This is a genomic window from Streptomyces sp. NPDC002884 (genome assembly GCF_040295245.1).
Taxonomy (GTDB): Bacteria; Actinomycetota; Actinomycetes; order Streptomycetales; family Streptomycetaceae; genus Streptomyces.
The window spans coordinates 801402-826214 of the sequence record NZ_JBEOVB010000001.1 but is presented as its reverse complement, the minus strand read 5'-3'; the positions used below and the strand labels follow the sequence as shown (position 1 = coordinate 826214).

Here is a 24813-nt window from a genome sequence, read left to right as displayed (position 1 = left end):
TCCTGGCTCAAAGCCAACACGGGTATGGCGGCGGGGCCCTCACCGTTACAGAGGAAACACGTTTCGGGACGGCGCCGTGACACCCCTAAACTGGGCGCGTGACCGAGAACGCTCAGCAGCAGCCATCAGCGCCCCACACCGAACTGCCGACCCAGTACGCGCCGGCCGACGTAGAGGGGCCGCTGTACGAGCGCTGGGTGGAGCGGGGCTACTTCGAGGCCGACGCGAAGAGCGAGAAGCCCCCGTACACCGTCGTCATCCCGCCGCCGAACGTCACGGGCAGCCTGCACCTCGGGCACGCCTTCGAGCACACGCTCATCGACGCCCTCACCCGCCGCAAGCGCATGCAGGGCCACGAGACGCTGTGGCAGCCCGGCATGGACCACGCCGGCATCGCCACGCAGAACGTCGTCGAGCGGGAGCTGGGCAAGGAGGGCAAGTCCCGGCACGACCTCGGCCGTGAGGCGTTCGTCGAGCGCGTCTGGCAGTGGAAGGGCGAGTCCGGCGGCCAGATCAGCGGCCAGATGCGCCGTCTGGGAGACGGCGTCGCGTGGTCGCGTGAGCGCTTCACCATGGACGAGGGTCTCTCGCAGGCCGTCCAGACCATCTTCAAGCGGCTCTACGACGACGAGCTGATCTACCGCGCCGAGCGCATCATCAACTGGTGTCCGCGCTGTCTCACCGCGATCTCCGACATCGAGGTCGAGTACCAGGACGACGACGGCGAGCTCGTCTCCATGAAGTACGGCGAGGGGGACGACACCATCGTCGTCGCCACGACCCGCGCCGAGACGATGCTCGGCGACACGGCCGTCGCCGTCCACCCCGACGACGAGCGCTACAAGCACCTGGTCGGCAAGGAGATCCGTCTTCCGCTGACCGAGCGCTCCATCCCGGTCGTCGCGGACACGCACGTCGACCCGGAGTTCGGCACCGGCGCGGTCAAGGTGACCCCGGCCCACGACCCGAACGACTTCGAGATCGGCCAGCGCCACGACCTGCCGTCCCTCACCATCATGGACGAGCACGCCGTCATCACGGCCCACGGCCCCTTCCAGGGCCTGGACCGGCTCGAGGCCCGCTCCGCCATCGTCGCCGCCCTGCGCGCCGAGGGCCGGATCGTCGCCGAGAAGCGGCCCTACAGCCACTCCGTCGGACACTGCTCGCGCTGCAAGACCACCATCGAGCCGCGCCTGTCCATGCAGTGGTGGGTCAAGGTCGGCCCGCTGGCGAAGGCCGCCGGTGACGCCGTCCGCGACGGCCGCGTCAAGATCCACCCGCAGGAGATGGAGAAGCGCTACTTCGACTGGGTCGACAACCTCCACGACTGGTGCATCTCGCGGCAGTTGTGGTGGGGTCACCGGATCCCGGTCTGGTACGGGCCGAACGGCGAGATCGTCTGCGTCGGTCCCGACGACGAGGCCCCGACGGGCGAGGGATGGCGCCAGGACACCGACGTCCTCGACACCTGGTTCTCCTCCGGCCTGTGGCCGTTCTCCACGCTCGGCTGGCCCGAACAGACCGAGTCGCTCGCGAAGTTCTACCCGAACTCCGTCCTGGTCACCGGCTACGACATCCTCTTCTTCTGGGTCGCCCGGATGATGATGTTCGGCCTGTACGCGATGGACGGCACCCCGCCGTTCCACACCATCGCCCTGCACGGCATGGTCCGCGACCAGTTCGGCAAGAAGATGTCGAAGTCCTTCGGGAACGCGGTCAACCCGCTGGACTGGATGGACAAGTACGGCTCCGACGCGCTCCGGTTCACCCTGGCCCGCGGCGCCAACCCCGGGGTCGACGTCCCGATCGGCGAGGACTGGGTCCAGGGCTCCCGCAACTTCGCCAACAAGATCTGGAACGCGACGCGCTTCGCGCTGATGAACGGCGCCACGGTCGACGGGCCGCTGCCGGACGCCTCGAAGATGTCGGCCACCGACCGCTGGATCCTGTCCCGCCTCAACTCGGTCGTCGCCGAAGTGGACGCGCTCTACGAGGACTTCCAGTTCGCGAAGCTCTCCGACGCGCTGTTCCACTTCGCCTGGGACGAGGTCTTCGACTGGTACGTCGAGCTGTCCAAGACGACGTTCATGGCAGGCGGCGAGGCCGCGAAGGTCTCCGGACGCGTCCTCGGCGAGGTCCTCGACGTCACCCTCAAGCTGCTGCACCCGGTGGTCCCGTTCGTCACGGAGACGCTGTGGACCACGCTCACCGGTGGCGAGTCCGTCGTCATCGCCGAGTGGCCCAAGGACAGCGGCTTCCGGGACACGGCCGCCGAGCAGGAGATCCGCAGCCTCCAGTCCGTGATCACCGAGGTCCGCCGCTTCCGCGCCGACCAGGGCCTCCAGCCCGGCCAGCGGGTCCCGGCCCGGCTGACGCTCGACGGCACGGCGCTGGCACCGCACGAGACCGCCATCCGCCAGCTCCTCCGTCTCCAGCCGGAGGGCGACGCCTTCTCGGCGACGGCGACTCTGCCGGTCGCCGGCGCCACGGTCGCGCTGGACCTGTCCGGCACGATCGACGTGGTCGCGGAGCGCAAGCGTCTGGCCAAGGACCTCGCGGCCGCCGAGAAGGAGAAGGCCCAGGCCGAGGCCAAGCTCGGCAACGAGGCGTTCCTGGCGAAGGCCCCGGACAACGTGGTCGAGAAGATCCGCGGCCGCCTCGCCAAGGCGGACGAGGACATCGCCCGCATCCGGACCCAGCTGGAGCGCCTGCCGCAGGCGTAGGCACCGTAAGGCGTCATGACGACGAAGGCCCCCGGGACCGGTACGGTTCCGGGGGCCTTCGCCTACGTCCGTCACCGGCCGTCCGTAGACTGGCCCCGTGAGCGAGCTCCCCCCGAACGGCAACCAAGACGACCTGCCCGACCCCCTCGATCCCTTCGACGAGATCATCGCGGAGGAGACCGACCGCGACCCCGATCTCGCGGTCATCGAAGCCGGCAGCCGTACCCTCCGCACCCAGGGCGGCGCGCCGCAGGCCGATGTGCCCACGCGTCCCGGGGACCCCGAGATCGACAAGGCCCTGCGCGAGGTAGAGGCGGAGCTGGCCACCCGCTGGGGCGAGACCAAGCTGGAGCCCTCGGTCGACCGCATCGCCGCGCTGATGGACGTGCTGGGGGACCCGCAGCGGTCGTACCCCTCGATCCACATCACCGGGACCAACGGCAAGACCTCCACCGCCCGCATGGTCGAGGCGCTGCTGAACGGCTTCGACCTGCGCACGGGCCGGTACACCTCCCCGCACGTCCAGTCGATCACCGAGCGGATCAGCCTGGACGGCGCGCCGATCTCCGCCGAGCGGTTCATCGAGACGTACGAGGACATCAAGGCCTACGTCGAGATGGTCGACGGCATGCAGGAGTACCGGCTGTCCTTCTTCGAGGTGCTCACCGGCATGGCGTACGCAGCCTTCTCGGACGCCCCGGTCGACGTCGCCGTCGTGGAGGTGGGGATGGGCGGCTCGTGGGACGCGACCAACGTGATCGACGGTGACGTCGCCGTCGTCACGCCCATCGACCTGGACCACACCGACCGGCTGGGGGAGACGACCGCCGAGATCGCCGCCGAGAAGGGCGGGATCATCAAGCAGGACGCGACCGTCATCCTGGCCCAGCAGCCCGTCGACGCGGCCCAGGTGCTGCTGAAGAGGGCCGTCGAGGTCGACGCGACCGTGGCCCGCGAAGGGCTGGAGTTCGGGGTCGTCTCCCGCCAGGTCGCCGTCGGCGGACAGATGGTCACCCTGCGCGGCCTGGGCGGCGAGTACCCCGAGGTGTACCTGCCGCTGCACGGCCCCTACCAGGCGCACAACGCGGCCGTCGCGCTCGCCGCCGTCGAGGCGTTCTTCGGCGTCGGCTCGCAGCGGCCCGAGCCGCTCGACATCGACACGGTTCGCAAGGCCTTCGCGGCCGTCTCCTCGCCGGGCCGCCTCGAAGTCGTACGACGCTCCCCGACCGTGGTCCTCGACGCCGCCCACAACCCGGCCGGCGCCCGTGCCACCGCCGAGGCCGTCGGCGAGGCCTTCGACTTCAGCCGGCTGATCGGTGTGGTCGGAGCCAGCGGCGACAAGAACGTGCGGGGGCTCCTCGAGGCCTTCGAGCCGATCTTCGCCGAGGTCGTCGTCACCCAGAACTCCAGCCACCGCGCGATGGACGCCGACGAACTGGCCGCGATCGCCGTCGAGGTGTTCGGCGACGACCGCGTCCAGGTCGAGCCGAGGCTGCCCGACGCTCTGGAGGCGGCGGTCACGCTCGCCGAGGAGGAGGGCGAGTTCGCGGGCGGCGCGGTGCTGGTCACCGGTTCCGTCATCACGGTCGGCGAGGCCCGGCTGCTCCTCCTCGGAAAGGGCTGAGGTCCCCCACGATGCGTACGCTCTGCTCCTCGACGCTGATCGGCGAGTTCTTCGTCATCGGCTTCGCCGGTCTGGTCGCCATGAAGGACGCCGACCTGTCCACCGCCACGGTGTGGACGGTGTGCGGCATCGCCATGTTCTTCAGCGTGCTGCTGTGCGGCATGGTCACCAGGCCCGGGGGCGTCGCCCTCGGCTGGGCGCTCCAGATCGCCCTCGTCGCGTCCGGCTTCTTCGTCCCGATCATGTTCTTCCTGGGGGTGCTCTTCGGGGCCCTGTGGTGGTCGTCCGTGCACTTCGGGCGGAAGGTCGACGAGGCGAAGGCGCGCTTCGCGGCCCAGGCCGCGGCAGGCTCTCCGGATACCGCTGACGCTGCGTGACAAGTGGCAGGACACGCCCTGTAACCTCATCCCACCGCACACACCGGCAGTAGAAACACACCGGCAGTAGAAGGAGTCACCTCGTGAGCCAGCGCACCCTCGTCCTGCTCAAGCCCGACGCCGTCCGTCGTGGCCTGACCGGCGAGATCATCAGCCGTATCGAGCGCAAGGCCGGCTGGCAGATCACCGCGCTGGAACTGCGGACCCTGGACCAGGACACGCTGGAGCAGCACTACGGCGAGCACAAGGGCAAGCCCTTCTACGAGCCGCTGGTGGAGTTCATGGCCTCCGGTCCGGTCGTCGCGCTGATCGTCGAGGGCGACCGGGTCATCGAGGGTGTGCGCGCGCTCGCGGGTCCGACCGACCCGATCGCCGCGGCCCCCGGCTCCATCCGCGGCGACTACGGTGTGATCGTCCGCGAGAACCTGATCCACGCGTCCGACTCCGAGGAGTCCGCCGAGCGTGAGGTGAAGATCTTCTTCCCCGGTCGCGTCTGATCCGACGGAGTCCGGCGCGCCTGAAGCGGGCGGTCGAGGGAACGTGAGCCCCCGAACGCCCGTCTCCGGAAGCGAACCCTCACAGCATCTGCAAACAATGGCGGAGACCGCTCCGCAGTGTTCGTGCAGGCGCGTTTACGATGGAAGCCTTCACGTCACAGCACCCACCTCGCCGACCTGATAAGCCCTCAAAGCTCATGGAAGGCCAGTCGAATCCTGATGGGGAACTCAATGTCGTTCATCGGCCGTGACATGGCTGTCGACCTCGGGACCGCCAACACGCTGGTGTACGTCAGGGGTCGCGGGATCGTACTCAACGAGCCGTCCGTCGTCGCGATCAACACCAACACCGGTGGCATCCTCGCGGTCGGCGCCGAAGCGAAGAAGATGATCGGACGCACGCCCGGCAACATCGTTGCCGTGCGTCCGCTGAAGGACGGCGTGATCGCCGACTTCGAGATCACCGAGCGGATGCTCCGCTACTTCATCCTGAAGATCCACAAGCGGCGGTATCTGGCTCGTCCGCGGGTCGTCGTCTGTGTGCCCTCGGGCATCACGGGCGTCGAGCGCCGCGCCGTCATCGAGGCGTCGACCCAGGCCGGCGCCCGTCAGGTGCACATCATCGAGGAGCCCATGGCCGCGGCCATCGGCTCCGGCCTGCCGGTCCACGAGGCCACGGGCAACATGGTGGTGGACATCGGCGGCGGCACCACGGAGGTCGCGGTCATCTCGCTCGGCGGCATCGTCACCGCCCAGTCCATCCGCGTCGCGGGCGACGAGCTGGACAGCTCGATCATCCAGCACATCAAGAAGGAGTACTCGCTCCTCCTCGGTGAGCGCACGGCTGAGCAGATCAAGATCACGATCGGTTCCGCGTACGACCTCGACGACGACCAGCACACCGAAATCCGTGGCCGGGACCTCGTCTCCGGACTGCCCAAGACCGTCGTCATCTCGGCCGCCGAAGTGCGCAAGGCGATCGAGGAGCCGGTCAACGCGATCGTCGACGCGGTGAAGACCACGCTCGACAAGTGCCCGCCGGAGCTGTCCGGCGACATCATGGACCGCGGAATCGTTCTGACCGGCGGCGGAGCCCTGCTGCGTGGTCTGGACGAGCGGCTGCGCCGGGAGACCGGTATGCCCATCCACATCGCCGAGGACCCGCTGGACAGCGTGGCGCTCGGCTCCGGGAAGTGCGTGGAGGAGTTCGAGGCGCTCCAGCAGGTCCTGGACGCCGCGCCCCGCAGATGACGTAACGCTTCGATTCCGCCGTACGGGATGACCTCCTCTCGTGCGGCGGATCGTTGATATCTAGGCATAAGCTCCCACAAAGCGCCCTTGGTCATCTTGGCCCGGGGCTACCCCCTATTCCTGATCCTGCTTCCTGATTCCTGTTCTTGGTTTTTTCTCGAGGAAGGGCACGGCCGCCGCACGTGAGGGACACACGAGAGAGCCGGCTGCTCCTGGTGCTGCTGATCGCCGTAGCGTTCGCGCTGATCACGGTGGACATCCGGGGTGGGGAGGATTCCCCGGTCGACGGTGCCCGGCAGGCCGCGGCCGCGGCCTTCGGTCCGATCGAGAACGGCGTGTCGTCGGCGGTGGATCCCGTCGGCAACGCCGTCTCCGCCGTCCGGGACTCCGGTGAACGCCATGACCGGCTCACCGATCTGGAGAAGGAGAACGCGGCTCTCAAGGCGAAGCTCGGCAGCGACGACCGCAACCGCAGCCGGCTGGCGCAGCTCGACAAGATGCTGAAGATCGCCGGCACGGGCCAGTACGGCATCAAGGGCGCGGAGGTCATCGCGATAGGAGCGGCCCAGGGCTTCTCCTGGACCATCACCATCGACGTCGGCGCGAACGACGGCGTCAAGCGCGACATGACGGTCCTCAACGGGGACGGTCTGGTCGGGCGGGTCACCACCGTCGGGCCCGGTACGGCGACCGTGCTCCTGGCCAGCGACCCCGACTTCACCGTCGGCACCAGGATGGAGGCGTCCGACGAGCTCGGCTTCGCCTCCGGGCAGGGCGACCGGCCGCTGCGCGTCGAACTCCTCAACGGCAAGGCCGAGGTGAAGAAGGGCGACCGGCTGGTCACCTTCGGCTCGCAGGCCGACAAGCCCTTCGTGCCCGGCGTCCCCGTCGGCGTCGTCTCCCGCGTCGACCCCTCCGGCGGCGACCTCACCCGCACCCTCTACGTCACGCCGTACGTCAGCTTCACCAAGCTCGACATCGTGGGCGTGGTCGTCGAGGCTCCGAAGAAGGACCCGCGCGACACCGTGCTCCCCTCGAAGCCCAAGCCGGTCCCCACGCCGACGGTGACCGTCACGGTCACTCCGAACGCGAACGCACCCGTAGACGGCCAGCAGCAGTAGGAGCTGACAACCCCATGCGCGTCAACCGGATCCTGCTCTCCGTCCCGCTGGTCGTCGTCGCCCTGGTGATCCAGGTGAGCGTCCTCGCCCGCCTCCATCTCCCGGGCGCCGTCCCCGACCTCCTCCTGCTCACCGTGCTGGGCCTCGCCATGGTCTACGGCCATGTCGGCGGCGCCCTCATCGGCTTCGGCGCCGGTCTGCTCGCCGACCTCGCGCCGCCCGCCGACCATGCCGCCGGGCGCTACGCCCTCGTGCTGTGCGTGATCGGCTACCTCGCCGGGCTCATCAAGCCGGAGAGCGGGCAGATCAAGTCGGCCACCGGCCCGATGGTCGTGGTCGTCGGCGCCGCGATCGGCTCCACCCTGCTGTACGCCGGGGTGGGCGCCCTCGTCGGCGACACCGCCGCCCGCCATGTCGGCCTCACCGGCCTGCTGTTCACGGCCGGCCTGTACGACCTGCTGCTGGCCCCGTTCGTCGTCCCCGCGGTCATGTTCCTGGCCCGGCGCGCCGACAACGACCCCCTGGCGGAGACCAACTCCGCCGCCAAGAGCCCGAACATCTCGTCCGGCTGGCTCTCCTCCGGGACGGGTCTCAGGATCGGCGGGCAGCGCAACGGGCTGAAGCTGAAGGCGGCCCGTTCACGCGGGGCGCGCGCCGGTCGCATCAAGGGGGTCAAGCGGCTGTGAGCGCGGGCGGGTTCACCCGAATGTCCACCCGAGGGCTCGTCCGCGGGTCTGCCCGTGGGTCCGTCCGTGGGTCCGCCCGTGGGTTCACCCGAACGGGGAAGTTCTGGCGGAACGCGGCCTCACAGGCCCGTCGTTCATCATTCGTACGCACACCTGTCCGCGTGCACACGTCCGCGTACTGAGAGGGGGAGGCACCGCAGTGACCAACATTCCCGAGACCGGTCGGACCCCACGGGTCCAGATCAGGCTCGTCGTGATCCAGATCCTCGTCCTCTCCCTGCTCGGCACCCTCGGCGGCCGCCTGTGGTACCTGCAGATCCGGGAGGGCGCGGAGTACGCCAAGGAGGCCTCCGGCAACCACGTCCAGCAGGTCGTCGAGCCCGCCGTGCGCGGCTCGATCCTGGACGCGCGAGGGGTGGCCCTCGCCGACAACGAGACACGGCTCGTGGTCTCCGCCTCCCGCACCGACCTGCTGAAGCAGAAGGACGACGGCAAGGCGGTCCTGGCCAAGCTCGCGGGCGTCCTCGGCCTGAGCGCCGAGGAGGTGGAGCAGAAGGTCCGGCTGTGCGACGCGAAGACGCCCCAGCCCTGCTGGAACGGCTCGCCCTACCAGCCGATCCCGATCACCGACGAGGCCACCGCCAAGCAGGCCCTCCAGATCCGCGAGCGCGCCGAGGACTTCCCCGGCATCACCGCCGAGCCCGAGGCCGTGCGCCGTTACGCGGCCCCCGGCAACGCCAACACCGCCCAGGTCCTCGGCTACCTCTCCCCGGTGACGGACGACGAGCTCACCAAGGCCCAGGACACCGACTCGCCCTACCTGCGCTCCGACCAGGTCGGCCGCAGCGGCCTGGAGCGCCAGTACGACAAGGAGCTGCGCGGCAAGGCCGGCGTCACCCGCTACGAGGTGGACAACCTCGGCCGGGTCATCGGCCAGGCCGAGGCGGACGCGGCCCAGCCCGGCTCCAACCTCGTCACCAGCATCGACGCCCGCGTGCAGCGGGTCGCCGAGTACGAACTGAACAACGCGATGAAGATCGCCCGCACCCAGTTCGACAAGATCACCGGCGAGAACTACAAGGCCGACTCCGGAGCGGTCGTGGTGATGGAGGCCAAGACGGGCCGTGTCGTCGCGATGGCGTCCGCCCCGGCCTACGACCCCAACGTCTGGGTCGGCGGCATCTCCGCCAAGGACTACAAGAAGCTCACCGGGAAGAACTCCGACTACCCGCTGCTGAACCGGGCCATACAGGGTCAGTCCGCGCCCGGTTCGACCTTCAAGGTGGTCTCCACGGCCGCCGCGGTCGAGGCGGGCTACGAGTGGGACGGCGGCTACCCGTGCACCAGCTCGTACTCGGTGGGCGGCCAGGTCTTCAAGAACTTCGAGGGGGAGAGCTTCGGCCCCATCTCGCTCGGCCGGGCCCTGGAGGTCTCCTGCGACACCGTCTTCTACGGCCTCGCGGACCGGGAGTGGAAGAAGGACGGCGGCATCAACCCGGCGAAGGGTGAGCCCAAGGACTACTTCTACAAGGCCGCCCACCAGTTCGGCCTCGGCAAGGTGACCGGCATCGACCTGCCCAACGAGGTCACCGGCCGCGTCCCGGACCGCCAGTGGAAGGAGTCCTACTGGAAGGCCAACAAGGACTCCTGGTGCAAGTACGGCAAGAAGAACGGCAGTTACGTCGAGATGATCGCGTACGAGAACTGCCTCGAGGGCAACAAGATGCGCGAGGGCGACTCGATCAACTACTCCATCGGTCAGGGCGACACCCTCGTCACCCCGGTCCAGGAGGCCGTGATCTACGGGGCGCTCGCCAACGGCGGCACGATGTACACCCCGACCATCGGCAAGGCGATCGTCAGCGCCGACGGCAAGACCGTCCAGGAGATCAAGCCCAAGGTCCAGGGCAAGCTGCCGGTCGACAAGGCGACGATCAAGGGCATGGACGCCGCGCTGGAGGGCGTGGTCACGCGCGGTACCGCCGCCTGGAAGTTCGGCGGCTGGCCGCAGGAGGAGATCCCGCTGCACGCCAAGACCGGTACCGCGGAAGTCTACGGCAAGCAGACGACGTCCTGGCTCGCCACGTACAGCAAGGACTACACGGTCGTGATGACGATCGCTCAGGCCGGTACCGGTTCGGGCGCCTCCGGTGAGGCCGTGCGGCACATCTACAACGCGATGTACGGCGTCGCCGACGACGGCAAGATCGACAAGAAGAACGCCCTGCTGCCCACCCCGCAGACCAGCCTCCCGAAGGTCCAGGCGGACGGCACGATCAAGGCCCCGAAGGTCTCCAAGGACCCGGCGAAGGAGCAGCGCGTCAGCCAGGAGGGCGTGCCGGAGCCGGACGAGACGCAGCCGGGTGCCACCGTGCAGCAGAACACGAGCACCAACCGAGACACCCGCAGGCGACGGCGGAAGAGGGGAAGCCGGAGGATGTGCACATGAGCGGCGCGAACGGTTTCTCCGTCTCCGGATACGGGCCCGCGCGGGCCGGCTGGACCCGGGTCTTCGCCCGTGACTCGCTGGCCCGGCGGCTGGACTGGCCGATACTGATGTCGGCGATCGCCCTGTCGCTGATCGGCTCGCTCCTGGTCTACTCGGCGACCCGCAACCGCACCGAGATCAACCAGGGCGACCCGTACTACTTCCTGGTCCGGCACCTGATGAACACCGGCATCGGCATCTGCCTGATGATCGGCACGATCTGGCTCGGCCACCGCACCCTGCGCAACGCGGTACCGGTCCTCTACGGCCTCTCGCTCATGGGGATCCTGGCGGTGCTGACGCCGCTGGGCTCGACGGTCAACGGCGCGCACTCCTGGATCGTGGTCGGCGGCGGCTTCTCGCTCCAGCCCTCGGAGTTCGTGAAGATCACGATCATCCTGGGCATGGCGATGCTGCTCGCGGCCCGGGTCGACGCCGGGGACAAGCTCTACCCGGACCACCGCACCGTGCTCCAGTCCCTCGGGCTCGCGGCCATCCCCATGCTGATCGTGATGCTGATGCCCGATCTCGGGTCGGTCATGGTCATGGTGATGATCGTGCTGGGGGTGCTGCTGGCCTCCGGCGCCTCCAACCGCTGGGTCTTCGGACTGCTCGGCGCGGGCGCGGCCGGCGGGATCGCCGTCTGGCAGCTGCACATCCTGGACGAGTACCAGATCGCCCGATTCGCCGCCTTCGCCAACCCGAGCCTCGACCCCGCGGGCGTCGGCTACAACACCAACCAGGCGCGGATCGCGATCGGCTCCGGCGGCCTCACCGGCGCCGGGCTGTTCCACGGCTCACAGACCACGGGCCAGTTCGTCCCGGAACAGCAGACGGACTTCGTCTTCACCGTCGCCGGCGAGGAACTCGGCTTCATGGGCGCGGGCCTGATCATCGTCCTGCTCGGGGTGATCCTCTGGCGTGCCAGCCGCATAGCGCGTGAGACCACGGAGCTGTACGGCACGATCGTCGCCGCGGGCATCGTGGCCTGGTTCGCCTTCCAGTCCTTCGAGAACATCGGGATGACCCTGGGGATCATGCCGGTGACGGGTCTGCCGTTGCCGTTCGTCTCCTACGGAGGCACGTCGATGTTCGCGGTATGGGTGGCGTTGGGGTTGCTCCAGTCCATCCGGGTGCAGCGGCCCATGTCGGCGTGAGAGGCACGAGACGGCGTCAGACCTTCTGTTTTCCCCTGGTCGGGTCATGAGTCGGGCCTCGGGCGCACTGCCGCTCGGGCCCGACTCCGACTAGGTTCGATTCATGACGGAGACGAAACGCGAGATCGAGCGCAAGTACGAATCCGATGAGAGCGGGCTGCCCGACCTGACCGGTGTCGCCGGGGTCGCGTCCGTCCTCGACAAGGGCGTCACCGAGCTGGACGCGACCTACTACGACACCTCCGACCTACGTCTGGCCGCGGCCTCGATCACGTTGCGTCGCCGCACCGGCGGCTCCGACGCCGGCTGGCACCTGAAACTGCCGGTGGCACCCGGCGTCCGGGACGAGATCCGGGCCCCGCTCTCCGACGCCGTACCCGACGAGCTCGCCGGGCTGGTCCGTTCCCGCGTACGTGAGGGACAGCTCGTGCCCGTGGTGCGGCTGCGCTCCAGCCGGGACATCCGCGAACTCGTCGACGCCCAGGGGCGGCTGCTCGCCGAGGCGAGCGTGGACGCGGTACGCGCGGACCGGAAGTTCGGCGGCGAGGGCAGCGCCCAGTGGACCGAGATCGAGGTGGAGCTCGCCGACGGCGGCGATCCGGTCCTGCTCGACAAGGTGGAGAAGCGGTTGCGCAAGGCGGGCGTCCGGCCGTCGAAGTCGGCGTCGAAGCTGGCGCGGGCGCTGGCGGAGACGAAGGGCGGGCATCCGCGGCCGAAGGACGAGGGCCCCGCCGAGCCCGTCACCGCCGGTGACCACGTCCTGGCGTACATCCGTGCCCAGCGGGACGCGATCGTCGAGCTGGACCCGGCCGTGCGCCAGGACGCTGAGGAGTCGATCCACGACATGCGGGTCGCCACCCGCCGGCTGCGCAGCACCTTCCGGTCCTTCCGCAAGGTCCTCGACCGGGAGGTCACCGACCCGATCGGCGCCGAACTGAAATGGCTGGCCGGAGAGCTGGGCGTGGGCCGCGACCACGAGGTGCTGGCCGAACGGCTGGACGCGGGCCTCGGCGAACTGCCCTCCGCCCTGGTCTCCGGCCCGGTCCACGACCGGCTGCGCACCTGGGCCAAGGCCGGGGAGCACGGTTCCCGCCGCCGGCTGCTCGGTGTGCTCGACTCGCAGCGCTATCTGACGCTCCTCGACACCCTGGACGCCGTGGTCACCGACCCGCCGATGCTCAGGACGGCTGTCAGGAAGCCGGACCAGGTGCTCGCCAAGGCCGTACGCAAGGACTTCGGGAAGGTGTCCGCGCTGGTAGAGGAGGCCATGGAGCAGCCGTCGGGTACCGACCGCGACCTCGCGCTGCACGAGGCCCGCAAGAAGGCCAAGCGGACGCGGTACGCGGCCGAGACGGCCGGCCCGGCCCTCGGCGGCACGGCCAAGACCCTGGTCAAGTCCATGAAGTCGCTCCAGAGTCTGCTCGGCGACCACCAGGACAGCGTCATGGCCCGCACCACCCTGCGGGAGCTGTCCGCGGTGGCGCACGCGGCGGGGGAGAGCGCCTTCACGTACGGCGTGCTCTACGCCCGTGAGGAGCGGCGCGCGGAGCGGGTGGAGGAGGCCCTGCCGGCCGAGTGGAGGAAGACCAGCGGTTCGATGGAGGTCTAGGGGCGGGATCTTCGCGGACGGGGGAGTCCTCCGAGCGGGTTAGGCTTGATGGTCACCCCTGTCCCCGTCAGCTCACGAAGGTAACGCCGCGATGTCTGTCGATTCGGTCTTCCCGCAGCTAGAAGCCTTGCTCCCGCATGTGCAGAAGCCGATCCAGTACGTGGGCGGCGAGCTCAACTCCACCGTCAAGCCCTGGGAGTCCTGCGACGTCCGCTGGGCGCTCATGTACCCGGACGCGTACGAGGTCGGGCTGCCCAACCAGGGCGTCATGATCCTTTACGAGGTGCTGAACGAGCAGCAGGGGGTCCTGGCCGAGCGCACGTACAGCGTGTGGCCGGACCTGGAGGCGCTGATGCGGGAGCACGCGGTCCCGCAGTTCACCGTGGACGCCCACCGTCCGGTGAAGGCCTTCGACGTGTTCGGACTGTCCTTCTCCACGGAGCTGGGCTACACGAACATGCTGACGGCGCTGGACCTCGCGGGTATCCCGCTGGAGTCCAAGGATCGCGGTCTCGACGACCCGATCGTGCTGGCGGGCGGCCACGCGGCGTTCAACCCCGAGCCGATCGCCGACTTCATCGACGCGGCGGTCATCGGCGACGGCGAGCAGGCCGTGCTGGACATGACGAAGATCATCCGCGAGTGGAAGGCGGAGGGCCGGCCGGGCGGCCGCGAGGAGGTCCTCTTCCGTCTCGCGAAGACGGGCGCCGTGTACATCCCGCGCTTCTACGACGTGGAGTACCTGCCGGACGGCCGTATCGCCCGGGTGGTGCCGAACAAGTCGGGCGTTCCGTGGCGCGTGTCGAAGCACACGGTCATGGACCTGGACGAGTGGCCCTACCCCAAGCAGCCGCTGGTCCCGCTCGCCGAGACGGTGCACGAGCGGATGTCGGTGGAGATCTTCCGCGGCTGCACCCGCGGCTGCCGTTTCTGCCAGGCCGGCATGATCACGCGCCCGGTGCGCGAGCGGTCGATCACCGGTATCGGCGACATGGTCGAGAAGGGCCTGAAGGCGACCGGCTTCGAGGAGGTCGGACTGCTCTCGCTGTCGAGCGCCGACCACAGCGAGATCGGCGAGGTCGCGAAGGGCCTCGCGGACCGCTACACGGAGGACAAGATCGGCCTGTCCCTCCCCTCCACCCGCGTGGACGCCTTCAACGTGGACCTGGCGAACGAGCTGACCCGCAACGGCCGTCGGTCCGGTCTGACCTTCGCCCCCGAGGGCGGCTCGGAGCGCATGCGCAAGGTCATCAACAAGATGGTCTCCGAAGAGGACCTGATCCGGACGGTCTCCACCGCGTACGGCAACGGCTGGCGCCAGGTGAAGCTGTACTTCATGTGCGGTCTGCCGACGGAGACGGACGAGGACGTCCTGCAGATCGCCGACATGGCGATGAAGGTGATCGCCGAGGGCCGCAAGGTCTCCGGCCAGAACGACATCCGCTGCACGGTGTCGATCGGCGGGTTCGTGCCGAAGCCGCACACCCCGTTCCAGTGGGCGCCGCAGCTCTCCGCCGAGGAGACCGACGCGCGTCTGCAGAAGCTCCGGGACAAGATCCGCGGCGACAAGAAGTACGGCCGTTCCATCGGCTTCCGCTACCACGACGGCAAGCCGGGCATCGTCGAGGGACTCCTCTCGCGCGGCGACCGCCGTATCGGCGCCGTCATCCGGGCCGTCTACGAGGACGGCGGCCGCTTCGACGGCTGGCGCGAGCACTTCTCCTACGACCGCTGGATGGCCTGCGCCGACAAGACGCTGCCCGCCTTCGGCGTGGACGTCGACTGGTACACGACCCGTGAGAAGTCCTACGAGGAGGTCCTGCCCTGGGACCACCTGGACTCGGGCCTGGACAAGGACTGGCTCTGGGAGGACTGGCAGGACGCCCTCGACGAGACGGAGGTCGAGGACTGCCGCTGGACGCCGTGCTTCGACTGCGGGGTGTGCCCGGCGATGGACACCCACATCCAGGTCGGTCCGACCGGCAAGAAGCTGTTGCCGTTGACGGTGAAGCAGCCGGCGGGCAGCGCGGCGCACAGCCACTGAGGATTCGCGGCGGCTCTGCGGGGTATCGCGACACTGCCCGGAGGTCGGTCGGCGGACCTCCGGGCATCGCTTCCGGCGTGGTGCGGGTCCGTCACGAGCCGCCGTTGATGACGTTCGCCAACGGTTGCAGGACCACCTTGGTCCAGGGGTTGGGCAAGCCGGTGACAAGGTCGTTGCAGTTCAGAGTGGCCGGGTTGGTGCCGGTGACCGCGACGCAGGTGGTCTCCCAGACCTGGCCGGTGGTGGTCACGACGTCGAACTTGATGGGGTTCCCGGCGTTGGCGCTGTGCCCGTTGACGGCGGCGCCGCAGACGAAGCCGACGTCACGTCCGTCGGCGTCCACCCCGCCCGCGGGGTAGTTGGTGTGGGTGCTGAGGTCGGTCCACAGGAACGGGCGGGGCGCGATACCGCGGAGGTCGTGGATACCCGCGAAGGTGTGCCCGCCGGTCAGCGCGACCCTCAGCTCGAAGTTGTTGGAGTCCTGCGCGGAGTCGATGTCGGAGCAGGGGCCCGTCGCCCCGGTGGCTCCGGTCGCACCCGTCGGTCCGGTGACGCCGTCGACGCCGTTCGTGCCGGTCGCCCCCGTGGCTCCCGTCGCTCCGTCGACCCCGTTCGTGCCCGTGGCGCCGGTCGCACCGGTGGCTCCGTCCACGCCGTTCGTGCCGGTCGCGCCCGTGGCCCCGGTGGCTCCGTCGACCCCGTTCGTGCCCGTGGCGCCGGTGGCCCCGGTCGCGCCGTCGACGCCGTCCGCTCCGGTGGCTCCGGTCGCGCCGTCGATGCCGTCCGCGCCGGTCGCACCGGTGGCCCCGTCCACGCCGTCCACGCCGTCCGCTCCGGTGGCCCCGGTCGCGCCGTCGATGCCGTCGATGCCGTCCGCGCCGGTGGCACCCGTCGCACCTGTTGCTCCGGTCGCACCGGTCGCGCCGGTGGCTCCCTTGTCACCCTTGGGGCCCTTCGGACCCTTGGGGCCGGTGGGACCCGTCGGGCCCTTGCACTGGTCGTTGCCGCCGGCTTCGACCGCCCTCGACGTGTGCCGATCCGGCTTGTGGTGACCCGGCTTGCACTTGTCGCCGGGCGAGGGCAGTTCCGCCTGCACCCGGCCGGTGACGCTGCGGGCCGCCGCCGCGGCCGGGCTGATCACGCCGGCGGCCAGGATCACCGCGAGCGAGGCCACCATGCCGGCCTGCTTGCATCTGTGTCGGGCCACCGGCCCGAGGAGGGAGTACGGTCCGAACTCAGGTCGCATTTGCGTGCTCCTTGCATTGCTCGGTCCGGGCGCTCCCCGAACCTGAGGGCGAGCTTGACCTGAGCGGACCGGTTCCCGCGAGACACAAGGTCCAAAAGATAATTTTTATAGACGTATCGGACTAATCGATGCGTGCTGATGGGGTACTCCTCGCGTGGAGCGAGCGGCCGGGGAGCGGACCTGTGTCACGTTGACGCCCGTGACCCACCAGACCCTGTGCCTGTGCATGATCGTCAAGGACGAGGCGCGCGTGATCGAACGCTGCCTGGAGTCCGTACGGCCCCTCATCGACCACTGGGTGATCTCCGACACCGGCTCGACGGACGGCACACAGGACCTGATCCGCAAGGTGCTGGACGGCATCCCGGGCGAACTCCACGAGGAGCCCTGGGTCGACTTCGGGCACAACCGGACGCAGAACATCCGGCACGCCCGCGGCAAGGCCGACTACCTGCTCACTCTCGACGCCGACCACGTCATGCGCCAGGACGCCCCGCTGCCCCGGCTGACGGCGGACTCGTACATGCTGCGCTACGACACCCCGGGCACCCAGCACCGCTTCAAGCACCTCATGCGGGGCGGCCGGGTCTGGCGCTACGAGGGAGTCACCCACGAGTACCCGTGCACCGACGGCCCCGACCGGCAGGAGAACCTGGACGCCCTCGTCATCGAGGACCACGCGGACGGCGGCTGCCGCAGCGACAAGTTCGAGCGCGACGCGCGCCTGCTGCGGGGCGAGTTGGAGCGCGACCCCACCAATCCGCGCACCGTTTTCTACCTGGCCAACACCGAGCGCGACCTGGGCCACGCGGCCGAGGCGATCGCGCTGTACGAGCGGCGCGCCGAGCTGGGCGGCTGGGGCGAGGAGGTCTACTGCTCGCTCCTGGAGGCCGGGATCCTGCGGGCGGAGAAGACGGACGACTGGCCCGGGGCCATGAACGCGTTCTCCCGGGCCTGGGACTCCCGCCCGGCCCGCCTCGAAGCCGTCTACGAAATGGCCTCGCGCCTGCGTCGGCAGAGCCGCTACCAGACCGCGTACGCCCTGCTCGGCGCGGTCGTCGGCAGGGGCGAGCCGGACGACCTGCTCTTCACCAGGTCCTGGGTGTACCGGTGGGGTCTGCTCTTCGAGTTCTCCATCTGCGCCTACTGGGTCGGCGACCACCCGGTCGCCGTCCGGGCGTGCGACACACTGCTGGCGATGCCGGACCTGCCCGACGCCGTCCGCCGCCAGACGGAGACCAACCGCGAGTTCTCCGCACCCCACGTCAAGGCCGTCCCCCGGCCGGCCGGCCCGGAACGCCGCCCGAAGGCGTCCCGGGCGGGGAAGGCGGCGCGGCCCCGGAAGAAGTGACCCGCCCCTGACCCTCCCTCAGCAACGCATCCACCGGGGCCGTTGTAGCGTCTACGTCGTTATGGACCTGGAGAAACCGCCCGCCGGACCGCCCGCCGGACCGCCCGCGCAGCTGCCCGTGCGGGAGCCCGCACGGGAGCCCGAGGGGTGTCTCGTCGTGGCGATCCGGCTGCCGGTGCGGATCGTCGTGCTCGTGCTCGTCGTGCCCGTGCGGATGGTGTGGGACGCGCTCGTCGTCGTGGGGCGCCTGCTGCGGGACACGGTGCTGCGGCCGCTGGGGCGGGCCCTGTCGTGGCTCGGGAAGGCGCTGTTCGTCCGGCCGTTGGTCGGGCTGTGGCGGTACGTCGTCGTCCCCTCGGGCAGGGCGCTCGGATGGCTCGTACAGGTGCTGCTCGTGATGCCGGTGGTGTGGTCCTACCGGTACGTCCTGACTCCGGTCGGGCACGGCATCGCGTGGCTGGCGCGGGGGATCGGGGCCGCACTGGCGTGGGTGTACGCGCGGGTGCTGACGCCGGCCGGGCACGCGTGCCGGTGGCTGCTGAAGGGGATCGGCGCCGTGCTCGCCGCGGTCGGTGTCGGCGCGTACACCGCCGTGGCGTGGCTGGTGCGCCACCTCGTCGTCGTTCCGGCCCGCTGGGTCCACCGGTGGCTCCTCGCGCCGGTGGGGCGGGCGATAGCCTGGTGCGCGCGGGGGGTGTGGCGGCTCCTGGCGCTGCTCGTCACCGGGATCGGCCTGGTCCTGTACTGGACCGCCCGGATCCTGGTCGTGCTGCCCGCGCTCGCCCTGTGGCGCTGGGTGCTCGTTCCCGTCGGCCGCGTCCTGGCGGTCGTCGCGCGCGAGGTGGGGGACGCCCTCGGGCACGCCTGGCGGATCGCCGGGCGGATCTCGCGGGCCGTCGGAGGGTTCCTCGGGACCCTCTTCCGGTGGATCTTCGTCGAGCCCGTGCGCTGGGCGTACCGGACCGTCCTCACCCCGGTCGGGCATGTCGTCCGGGACGCCGTGCTGCGTCCCGCCGCGCGGGCCGCGCGCAGCGTGGGCCGGACCACCCGGCAGACCCTGGCCGCCGCCCGGGAGACCGCCCGGCAGGCCCGCGCGGACGTGCGGCGGATGCTTTTCGGGGAGTCGCGGGAGCGGGAGCCGGTCGGCCGGCGGGAACCATCGGAGGGCGAGGCACGTACTCTTGGTAGGAGTACGACCGCTCTCACGAAGGACTGAACGACACTGGGCAAGCGACAGCCCGAAGGCCCGCCGCCCGCACCCGCGGTGCAGCGCATCCGACTGCGCTACACCAAGCGCGGCCGCCTCCGGTTCACCAGCCACCGTGACTTCCAGCGCGCCTTCGAGCGTGCGTTGCGCCGTGCCGAGGTGCCGATGGCGTACTCGGCGGGGTTCACGCCGCATCCGAAGGTGTCGTACGCCAATGCCGCACCCACCGGCACGGGCAGTGAGGCGGAGTACCTGGAGATCGCGCTCACCGCGGCGCGTGACCCGGAGAAGCTGAGAATCCTCCTCGACGAGTCGCTGCCCACCGGGCTCGACGTCGTCGACGCGGTCGAGGTGCGGACCTCGGGTCTCGCCGACCGGCTGACGGCCTCCGTATGGGAGTTGCGGCTGGTCGGGGTGGACCCGGCCGACGCCGATCGCGCGGTCGAGGCCTTCAACAAGGCCGACGCCGTCGAGGTCCAGCGCATGGCCAAGAACGGCGTCCGAACCTTCGACGCCCGCGCCGCTGTCGTACAACTCGAGACGGACAGTGAACCTGCTGATAGGCCGACGGACCAGCCCTGTGCGATACTGCGGCTGGTTGTTCGGCACGTGACGCCTGCTGTACGACCCGACGACGTCCTGTCCGGTCTTCGCGCCGTGGCCGACCTGGCGCCGCCGGTCCCCGTAGCGGTGACCAGGCTGGCGCAGGGGCTGCTCGATGAAGAGACCGGCACGGTGACCGACCCGCTCGCGCCCGACCGCGAGGCAGCTCAGGCCCCCACAACGGCCGATCCCGCTGCCACCGCGAAGGCGCCCGCGTAGGGAAGGTTCCGCGAAGGAACGAACGTCGTAGCGCCGCCCTCGTACTCGGGAGCCACCTGGGTCGGGCGGCGAACCGACCAGAAGACTTTCGCCAGGCCGTACGCATTCGGCGTACGGAACCGGCGAGACAGGACACAGAGAGCTCCCGTGCGGCGCCCGCGCCCCGGACGGCGGCACCGCGCATCGCGCGAGCCGCGGACGTCAACGGCGATCGATCCCTCGTGATCGACGCCGGACCAGGTGCGGCGCCCGGGAGCCTGACGGGAGAAACGCCCGCATGCTCGAGCCAACCGAATCCGCAGAGTCCGCCACGGACTCCGAAGCGAACACCCCCAGCGACACCCTGCCGCCGCGTCGTCGGCGCCGTGCCGCTTCCCGGCCGGCGGGTCCGCCGGTCGCCGCCGCCGACACCTCGGCCGAGACCACCACGCCGGCCATACCGGCCGTGGAGTCCGCCGAGCAGTTGGCACAGGAGCCTCTCGAAGACGAGGCCGCCCAGGCCGACGGCACGGCCGACACCAAGGCCGAGGAAGCCGCCGAGGCCGCGCCGCGCACCCGGCGCCGGGCCACCCGCCGTGCCTCCGCGCCCGCCGGGGCTCCGGCCGCCGACGAGGCCGCCGAGACCGTTCTGCCCGTGGCCGCCGCCGAGGTGAGCGCGCCCGCCGTGGAGGAAGCCCCCGCCGAGGAGGCCGCCGCCGAGGACGCCGCTCCTCGCCGCAGCCGTCGCCGCGCCACACGTCGCGTGGCCACGCCCTCCGAGGCTCCGGCCGAGGTCGTCGAGCCCGCAGCCGTGGAGCAGCCCGCCGCGGAGTCCGAGCCCGTCGCCCGGCCGGCCGACGAGACGCCCGCCGAGGCCGCGCCCCGCACGCGCCGCCGCGCCACCCGCCGGGCGACCGCGCCCGCCGGTGCGCCGGAGGCCGAGACGCCCGCCGTCGTCACCGAGGCTCCGGCCGCGATCGCCGAGGCCGAGGCTTCGGCCGTGCCCGCCGAGGCGCCCGCCGAGCCCGCTCCCCGGACCCGCCGTCGCGCCACGCGTCGGGTGACCGCGCCCGCCGAGGCCGAGGTTCCCGAGCCGGCCGTCACCGCTGCCGTCGCCCCCGTCGAGGAGGCGAAGGCCCCCGAGGCTCCCGCCGCTCCGGCCGAGGCCACGCCCGCCGCCGAAACCGCTCAGCCCGCTCAGCCCGCGCAGTCCGCCGAGGCCGACGAGGACGCCGGCTCCCGCCGTGGGCGTCGTCGTGTGGTCCGTCGGGCCGCCGGAGGTTTCTCCGCGCCCTCGCAGGAGAGCGCGGAGGGCGACGCGACGCGTCGTCCGGCGCGGCCCGCGGTCGCCGTGTTCCAGGCGCCCGTGTTCGCCGAGCCGCAGTTCCAGACGCCGCAGCGGGCCGCAGCCGAGGCTGCCGCCGCCGGGGTCGAGGTGACGGAGACCGAGGAGCCCGAGGACGTCGAGGTGGCTCAGGAGGCTCCGGAGGAGCCGACCGGGTCGCGTCGTCGCCGTCGTCGCCGGGGATCCGGTTTCGGCGACGAGGCCGAGACCGGCCGGACCGCCGCGGCCGCACCCGCCGCCCCCGCCGTCGCGGACGAGCCGGAGACCGAGCCGGAGGAGGCCGACGAGGCCGAGGACGCCGTCGACGGTGACGACGAGACCGAGGAGACCGGGTCGCGCCGTCGTCGCCGTCGTGGCGGCCGTCGCCGTCGCCGTGGCGATGCCGCCGACGGCGAGGGGGACGCCGAGTCCGACGAGTTCGCCGCCGAACAGGCCGCGCAGGACGCCGAGGACACCGCCGAGCAGGAGGACGAGGACGCGGAGGACGCCGATGAGGACGCCGGTGGCTCCACCGCCGGCAGCCGTCGTCGCCGTCGCCGGCGTCGTCGCGCCGGTGACTCCTCTCCCGACGCCGAGCCGTCCGACGGGGACCCGGAGCGCACGGTCGTCAAGGTCCGTGAGCCGCGCAAGCCCTCCGAGCCGTCCGACGAGGTGCAGTCCATCAAGGGCTCGACCCGTCTGGAGGCCAAGAAGCAGCGCCGCCGGGAAGGCCGTGAGCAGGGCCGCCGGCGGGTGCCGATCATCACCGAGGCCGAGTTCCTGGCCCGCCGCGAGGCCGTCGAGCGGGTGATGGTCGTCCGCCAGAGCGGCGAGCGCACCCAGATCGGCGTCCTGGAAGACAACGTGCTCGTCGAGCACTACGTCAACAAGGAGCAGGCCACCTCCTACGTCGGCAACGTCTACCTGGGCAAGGTCCAGAACGTGCTGCCGTCGATGGAGGCCGCCTTCATCGACATCGGCAAGGGGCGCAACGCCGTCCTGTACGCCGGTGAGGTCAACTTCGAGGCGCTCGGCATGGCCAACGGGCCGCGTCGCATCGAGGCCGCCCTCAAGTCGGGCCAGCCGGTCCTCGTCCAGGTGACGAAGGACCCGATCGGCCACAAGGGCGCCCGGCTGACCAGCCAGGTCTCCCTCCCGGGCCGCTACCTCGTGTACGTGCCCGAGGGCTCGATGACCGGTATCAGCCGCAAGCTGCCCGACACCGAGCGGGCCCGGCTGAAGACGATCCTCAAGAAGATCGTCCCCGAGGACGCGGGCGTCATCGTGCGCACCGCCGCCGAGGGCGCGAGCGAGGACGAGCTGCGCCGTGACGTCGAGCGGCTCCAGGCGCAGTGGGAGGAGATCCAGAAGAAGGCCAAGGGCGGCAACGCCCCGACGCTGCTGTACGGCGAGCCGGACATGACCGTCCGGGTCGTGCGCGACATCTTCAACGAGGACTTCTCCAAGGTCATCGTCAGCGGTGACGAGGCCTGGTCGACCATCCACGGGTACGTCGCGCACGTCGCGCCCGACCTGGCCGACCGCCTGTCCAGGTGGACCTCCGAGGTCGACGTCTTCGCCACGTACCGGATCGACGAGCAGCTCGCCAAGGCGCTGGACCGCAAGGTCTGGCTGCCCAGCGGCGGTTCGCTGGTGATCGACCGGACCGAGGCGATGGTCGTCGTCGACGTCAACACCGGCAAGTTCACCGGTCAGGGCGGCAACCTCGAGGAGACGGTCACCAGGAACAACCTGGAGGCGGCCGAGGAGATCGTTCGCCAGCTGCGGCTGCGCGACCTCGGCGGCATCATCGTGATCGACTTCATCGACATGGTGCTGGAGTCCAACCGGGACCTGGTGCTCAGGCGCCTGCTGGAGTGCCTGGGCCGCGACCGTACGAAGCACCAGGTCGCCGAGGTGACCTCGCTGGGGCTCGTGCAGATGACCCGTAAGCGGGTGGGCCAGGGGCTGCTGGAGTCGTTCTCCGAGACCTGCGTGCACTGCAACGGGCGCGGGGTCATCGTCCACATGGAGCAGCCGACCGCGGTCGGTGGCGGCGGCAAGCGCAAGAAGCGCGGCCGCGGCGGCGACGGACAGGGCCACGACCACGAGCACGAGACGGTGACGGCCGATGTCGTCGAGCCGTTCGTGAGCGCCGGGCAGGAGACGGAGAGCGAGGCCGAGGTCGCCGCCGAGGTGGCCGAGCCGATCGCGCTCGAGGCCCCCGAGTTCGCGCCGGACGAGGAGCTGTACAGCAGCATCGCCGAGGCGGAGGCCGCTGCCACGCGTGGCCGGGGCCGCCGTCGGGCGAGCCGCCGGGCGTCCGCTCCGGCGGGTGCGCCGAGGGGCGCCGCGCCGCGCAGGGCGGGCGGCTCCGAGGCGAGCGCCGCGGAAAAGCCTGTCGAGGCTGCCGCGGAGGCGGTCGTCGAGACGCCCACCGCGCAGGACGTCACCGCCGAGGCGGAGACCGCGCGTCCGGTGCAGCCGGCCGAGGCGGTCACCGCGCAGGCCGAGCCGGTCGCCGTCGAGGACCCGGTCGTCGAGGCGCCGGTCGTCGAGGCCCCGGTCGACGAGGCCGCGCCCAAGGGCCGGGCCCGTCGTCGCGCCACCCGCAAGGTGTCCGCGCCGGCCGGTTCGCCCGCAGGGGCGGAGACCACCGTGCTGACGGTCGCCGAGCCGGTCGCGCCGGCCCCGGCCGCCGAGGCCGCTCCGGTGGAGGAGCCCGAGGCGGAGCACGTCGCCGAGCCCGTCGTCGAGAGTGCGGCTCCGGCCCGCCCGCGGCGCCGTGCCGTGCGCAAGGCCACCGCGCCGACCGCGTCCGAGGAGACGGCCGTCGTGGTCGTGCCGTCGGCCGTGGCGGAGACCGTCGTCGAGGAGAGCGAGGCGCCCGCCGAGGAGGCGGAGGCCGCTCCGGCGAAGAAGGCGGCCGCCCGCAAGACGGCGAAGAAGGCCACGGCGAAGAAGGCCGCCACCAAGAAGACGGCGGCGGCGAAGAAGACGACCGCGAAGAAGACCGTCGCCAAGAAGACGACGGCGAAGAAGGCCGCGAAGGCGGTGTCGAAGACGACGACGTCGGCGGCCCAGCAGAGCCAGCCGACCGTGTCGGTCTCGACGGAGGAGTGACCTCCGCTTCGCTCCGGTTCTGATGCGGCGCGGGCAACCCGGTATCCTCCGGGTGCCCGCGTCGCATTGCGTTCAGCAGCGAGTTACCCTGTGTCGTCCGGTTCTCGCTTGTGACGGAGCGCACGCTCTCTGTGAGTTTCACTGTGGTAACCCTGGGGAAAATCGCTGTCCGCGTGCTGGTAAC

The 24813-nt window shown here is 70.7% G+C and carries 16 protein-coding genes; 15 read left to right on the top strand and 1 reads right to left on the bottom strand.

Annotated features, from left to right (window positions below; translation table 11 throughout):
- The first annotated feature begins 98 nt into the window (after positions 1–98).
- The 11 genes from ABT070_RS03595 (at position 99) to ABT070_RS03545 (ending at position 15577) form a co-directional block, all read left to right on the top strand.
- A complete protein-coding gene (locus tag ABT070_RS03595) occupies positions 99–2723 on the top strand; it encodes a valine--tRNA ligase (protein WP_351754024.1) in 2625 nt (874 codons plus the stop codon).
- 97 nt (positions 2724–2820) lie between these two features.
- Positions 2821–4347 (top strand): bifunctional tetrahydrofolate synthase/dihydrofolate synthase, encoded by a 1527-nt coding sequence (gene folC, locus ABT070_RS03590; protein WP_351754021.1) that lies wholly within the window; start codon positions 2821–2823, stop codon positions 4345–4347.
- An 11-nt stretch (positions 4348–4358) separates the two neighbouring features.
- Complete coding sequence (locus ABT070_RS03585) at positions 4359–4724, top strand: DUF4233 domain-containing protein (protein ID WP_351754018.1); 366 nt, start codon at positions 4359–4361, stop codon at positions 4722–4724.
- 83 nt (positions 4725–4807) lie between these two features.
- Entirely contained in the window at positions 4808–5221 is a 414-nt protein-coding gene (gene ndk / locus ABT070_RS03580) for a nucleoside-diphosphate kinase (protein WP_351754016.1), read from the top strand.
- Between the two features lie 231 nt (positions 5222–5452).
- Positions 5453–6472 (top strand): rod shape-determining protein, encoded by a 1020-nt coding sequence (locus ABT070_RS03575; RefSeq protein WP_054244925.1) that lies wholly within the window; start codon positions 5453–5455, stop codon positions 6470–6472.
- Positions 6473–6654: 182 nt separating this feature from the next.
- Complete coding sequence (gene mreC / locus ABT070_RS03570) at positions 6655–7593, top strand: rod shape-determining protein MreC (protein ID WP_351754013.1); 939 nt, start codon at positions 6655–6657, stop codon at positions 7591–7593.
- Between the two features lie 14 nt (positions 7594–7607).
- Positions 7608–8279 (top strand): rod shape-determining protein MreD, encoded by a 672-nt coding sequence (mreD, locus tag ABT070_RS03565; protein ID WP_351754010.1) that lies wholly within the window; start codon positions 7608–7610, stop codon positions 8277–8279.
- A 199-nt stretch (positions 8280–8478) separates the two neighbouring features.
- Positions 8479–10728: a penicillin-binding protein 2 gene (gene mrdA, locus ABT070_RS03560; RefSeq protein WP_351754007.1), complete on the top strand. Its 2250-nt coding sequence runs from the start codon at positions 8479–8481 to the stop codon at positions 10726–10728.
- On the top strand, positions 10725–11924 hold the full coding sequence (gene rodA, locus ABT070_RS03555) for a rod shape-determining protein RodA (RefSeq protein WP_351754005.1): 1200 nt from the start codon (positions 10725–10727) through the stop codon (positions 11922–11924). Before mrdA ends, rodA begins: the two co-directional genes overlap by 4 nt.
- 103 nt (positions 11925–12027) lie before the next feature.
- Positions 12028–13533: a CYTH and CHAD domain-containing protein gene (locus tag ABT070_RS03550; RefSeq protein WP_351754003.1), complete on the top strand. Its 1506-nt coding sequence runs from the start codon at positions 12028–12030 to the stop codon at positions 13531–13533.
- Positions 13534–13624: 91 nt separating this feature from the next.
- Complete coding sequence (locus tag ABT070_RS03545) at positions 13625–15577, top strand: TIGR03960 family B12-binding radical SAM protein (protein ID WP_351754000.1); 1953 nt, start codon at positions 13625–13627, stop codon at positions 15575–15577.
- Between the two features lie 91 nt (positions 15578–15668).
- On the opposite strand, the gene ABT070_RS03540 is transcribed toward ABT070_RS03545, so the two are convergent.
- Positions 15669–16823 (bottom strand): collagen-like triple helix repeat-containing protein, encoded by a 1155-nt coding sequence (locus ABT070_RS03540; RefSeq protein WP_351753997.1) that lies wholly within the window; start codon positions 16821–16823, stop codon positions 15669–15671.
- A 199-nt stretch (positions 16824–17022) separates the two neighbouring features.
- Here ABT070_RS03540 and ABT070_RS03535 point away from each other — a divergent pair, with 199 nt between their 5' ends.
- From ABT070_RS03535 to ABT070_RS03520, 4 genes are all read left to right on the top strand, one after another.
- Entirely contained in the window at positions 17023–18174 is a 1152-nt protein-coding gene (locus ABT070_RS03535; RefSeq protein WP_351753995.1) for a glycosyltransferase, read from the top strand.
- Between the two features lie 61 nt (positions 18175–18235).
- Entirely contained in the window at positions 18236–19390 is a 1155-nt protein-coding gene (locus ABT070_RS03530; RefSeq protein WP_351753992.1) for a hypothetical protein, read from the top strand.
- Positions 19391–19438: 48 nt separating this feature from the next.
- Positions 19439–20203: a TIGR03936 family radical SAM-associated protein gene (locus tag ABT070_RS03525; protein ID WP_351753989.1), complete on the top strand. Its 765-nt coding sequence runs from the start codon at positions 19439–19441 to the stop codon at positions 20201–20203.
- 277 nt (positions 20204–20480) lie between these two features.
- Positions 20481–24629, top strand: coding sequence for an Rne/Rng family ribonuclease (locus ABT070_RS03520; RefSeq protein ID WP_351753986.1), 4149 nt, complete (start codon positions 20481–20483; stop codon positions 24627–24629).
- Positions 24630–24813: the final 184 nt, after the last annotated feature.

Bases quoted from the DNA above. Each gene is read 5' to 3' on its own strand.
- ABT070_RS03585 (WP_351754018.1), top strand. From the start codon at position 4,359: ATGCGTACGCTCTGCTCCTCGACGCTGATCGGCGAGTTCTTCGTCATC.
- ABT070_RS03575 (WP_054244925.1), top strand. From the start codon at position 5,453: ATGTCGTTCATCGGCCGTGACATGGCTGTCGACCTCGGGACCGCCAAC.
- mreD (WP_351754010.1), top strand. From the start codon at position 7,608: ATGCGCGTCAACCGGATCCTGCTCTCCGTCCCGCTGGTCGTCGTCGCC.
- rodA (WP_351754005.1), top strand. From the start codon at position 10,725: ATGAGCGGCGCGAACGGTTTCTCCGTCTCCGGATACGGGCCCGCGCGG.
- ABT070_RS03550 (WP_351754003.1), top strand. From the start codon at position 12,028: ATGACGGAGACGAAACGCGAGATCGAGCGCAAGTACGAATCCGATGAG.
- ABT070_RS03545 (WP_351754000.1), top strand. From the start codon at position 13,625: ATGTCTGTCGATTCGGTCTTCCCGCAGCTAGAAGCCTTGCTCCCGCAT.
- ABT070_RS03540 (WP_351753997.1), bottom strand. From the start codon at position 16,823: ATGCGACCTGAGTTCGGACCGTACTCCCTCCTCGGGCCGGTGGCCCGA.
- ABT070_RS03530 (WP_351753992.1), top strand. From the start codon at position 18,236: ATGGACCTGGAGAAACCGCCCGCCGGACCGCCCGCCGGACCGCCCGCG.
- ABT070_RS03520 (WP_351753986.1), top strand. From the start codon at position 20,481: ATGCTCGAGCCAACCGAATCCGCAGAGTCCGCCACGGACTCCGAAGCG.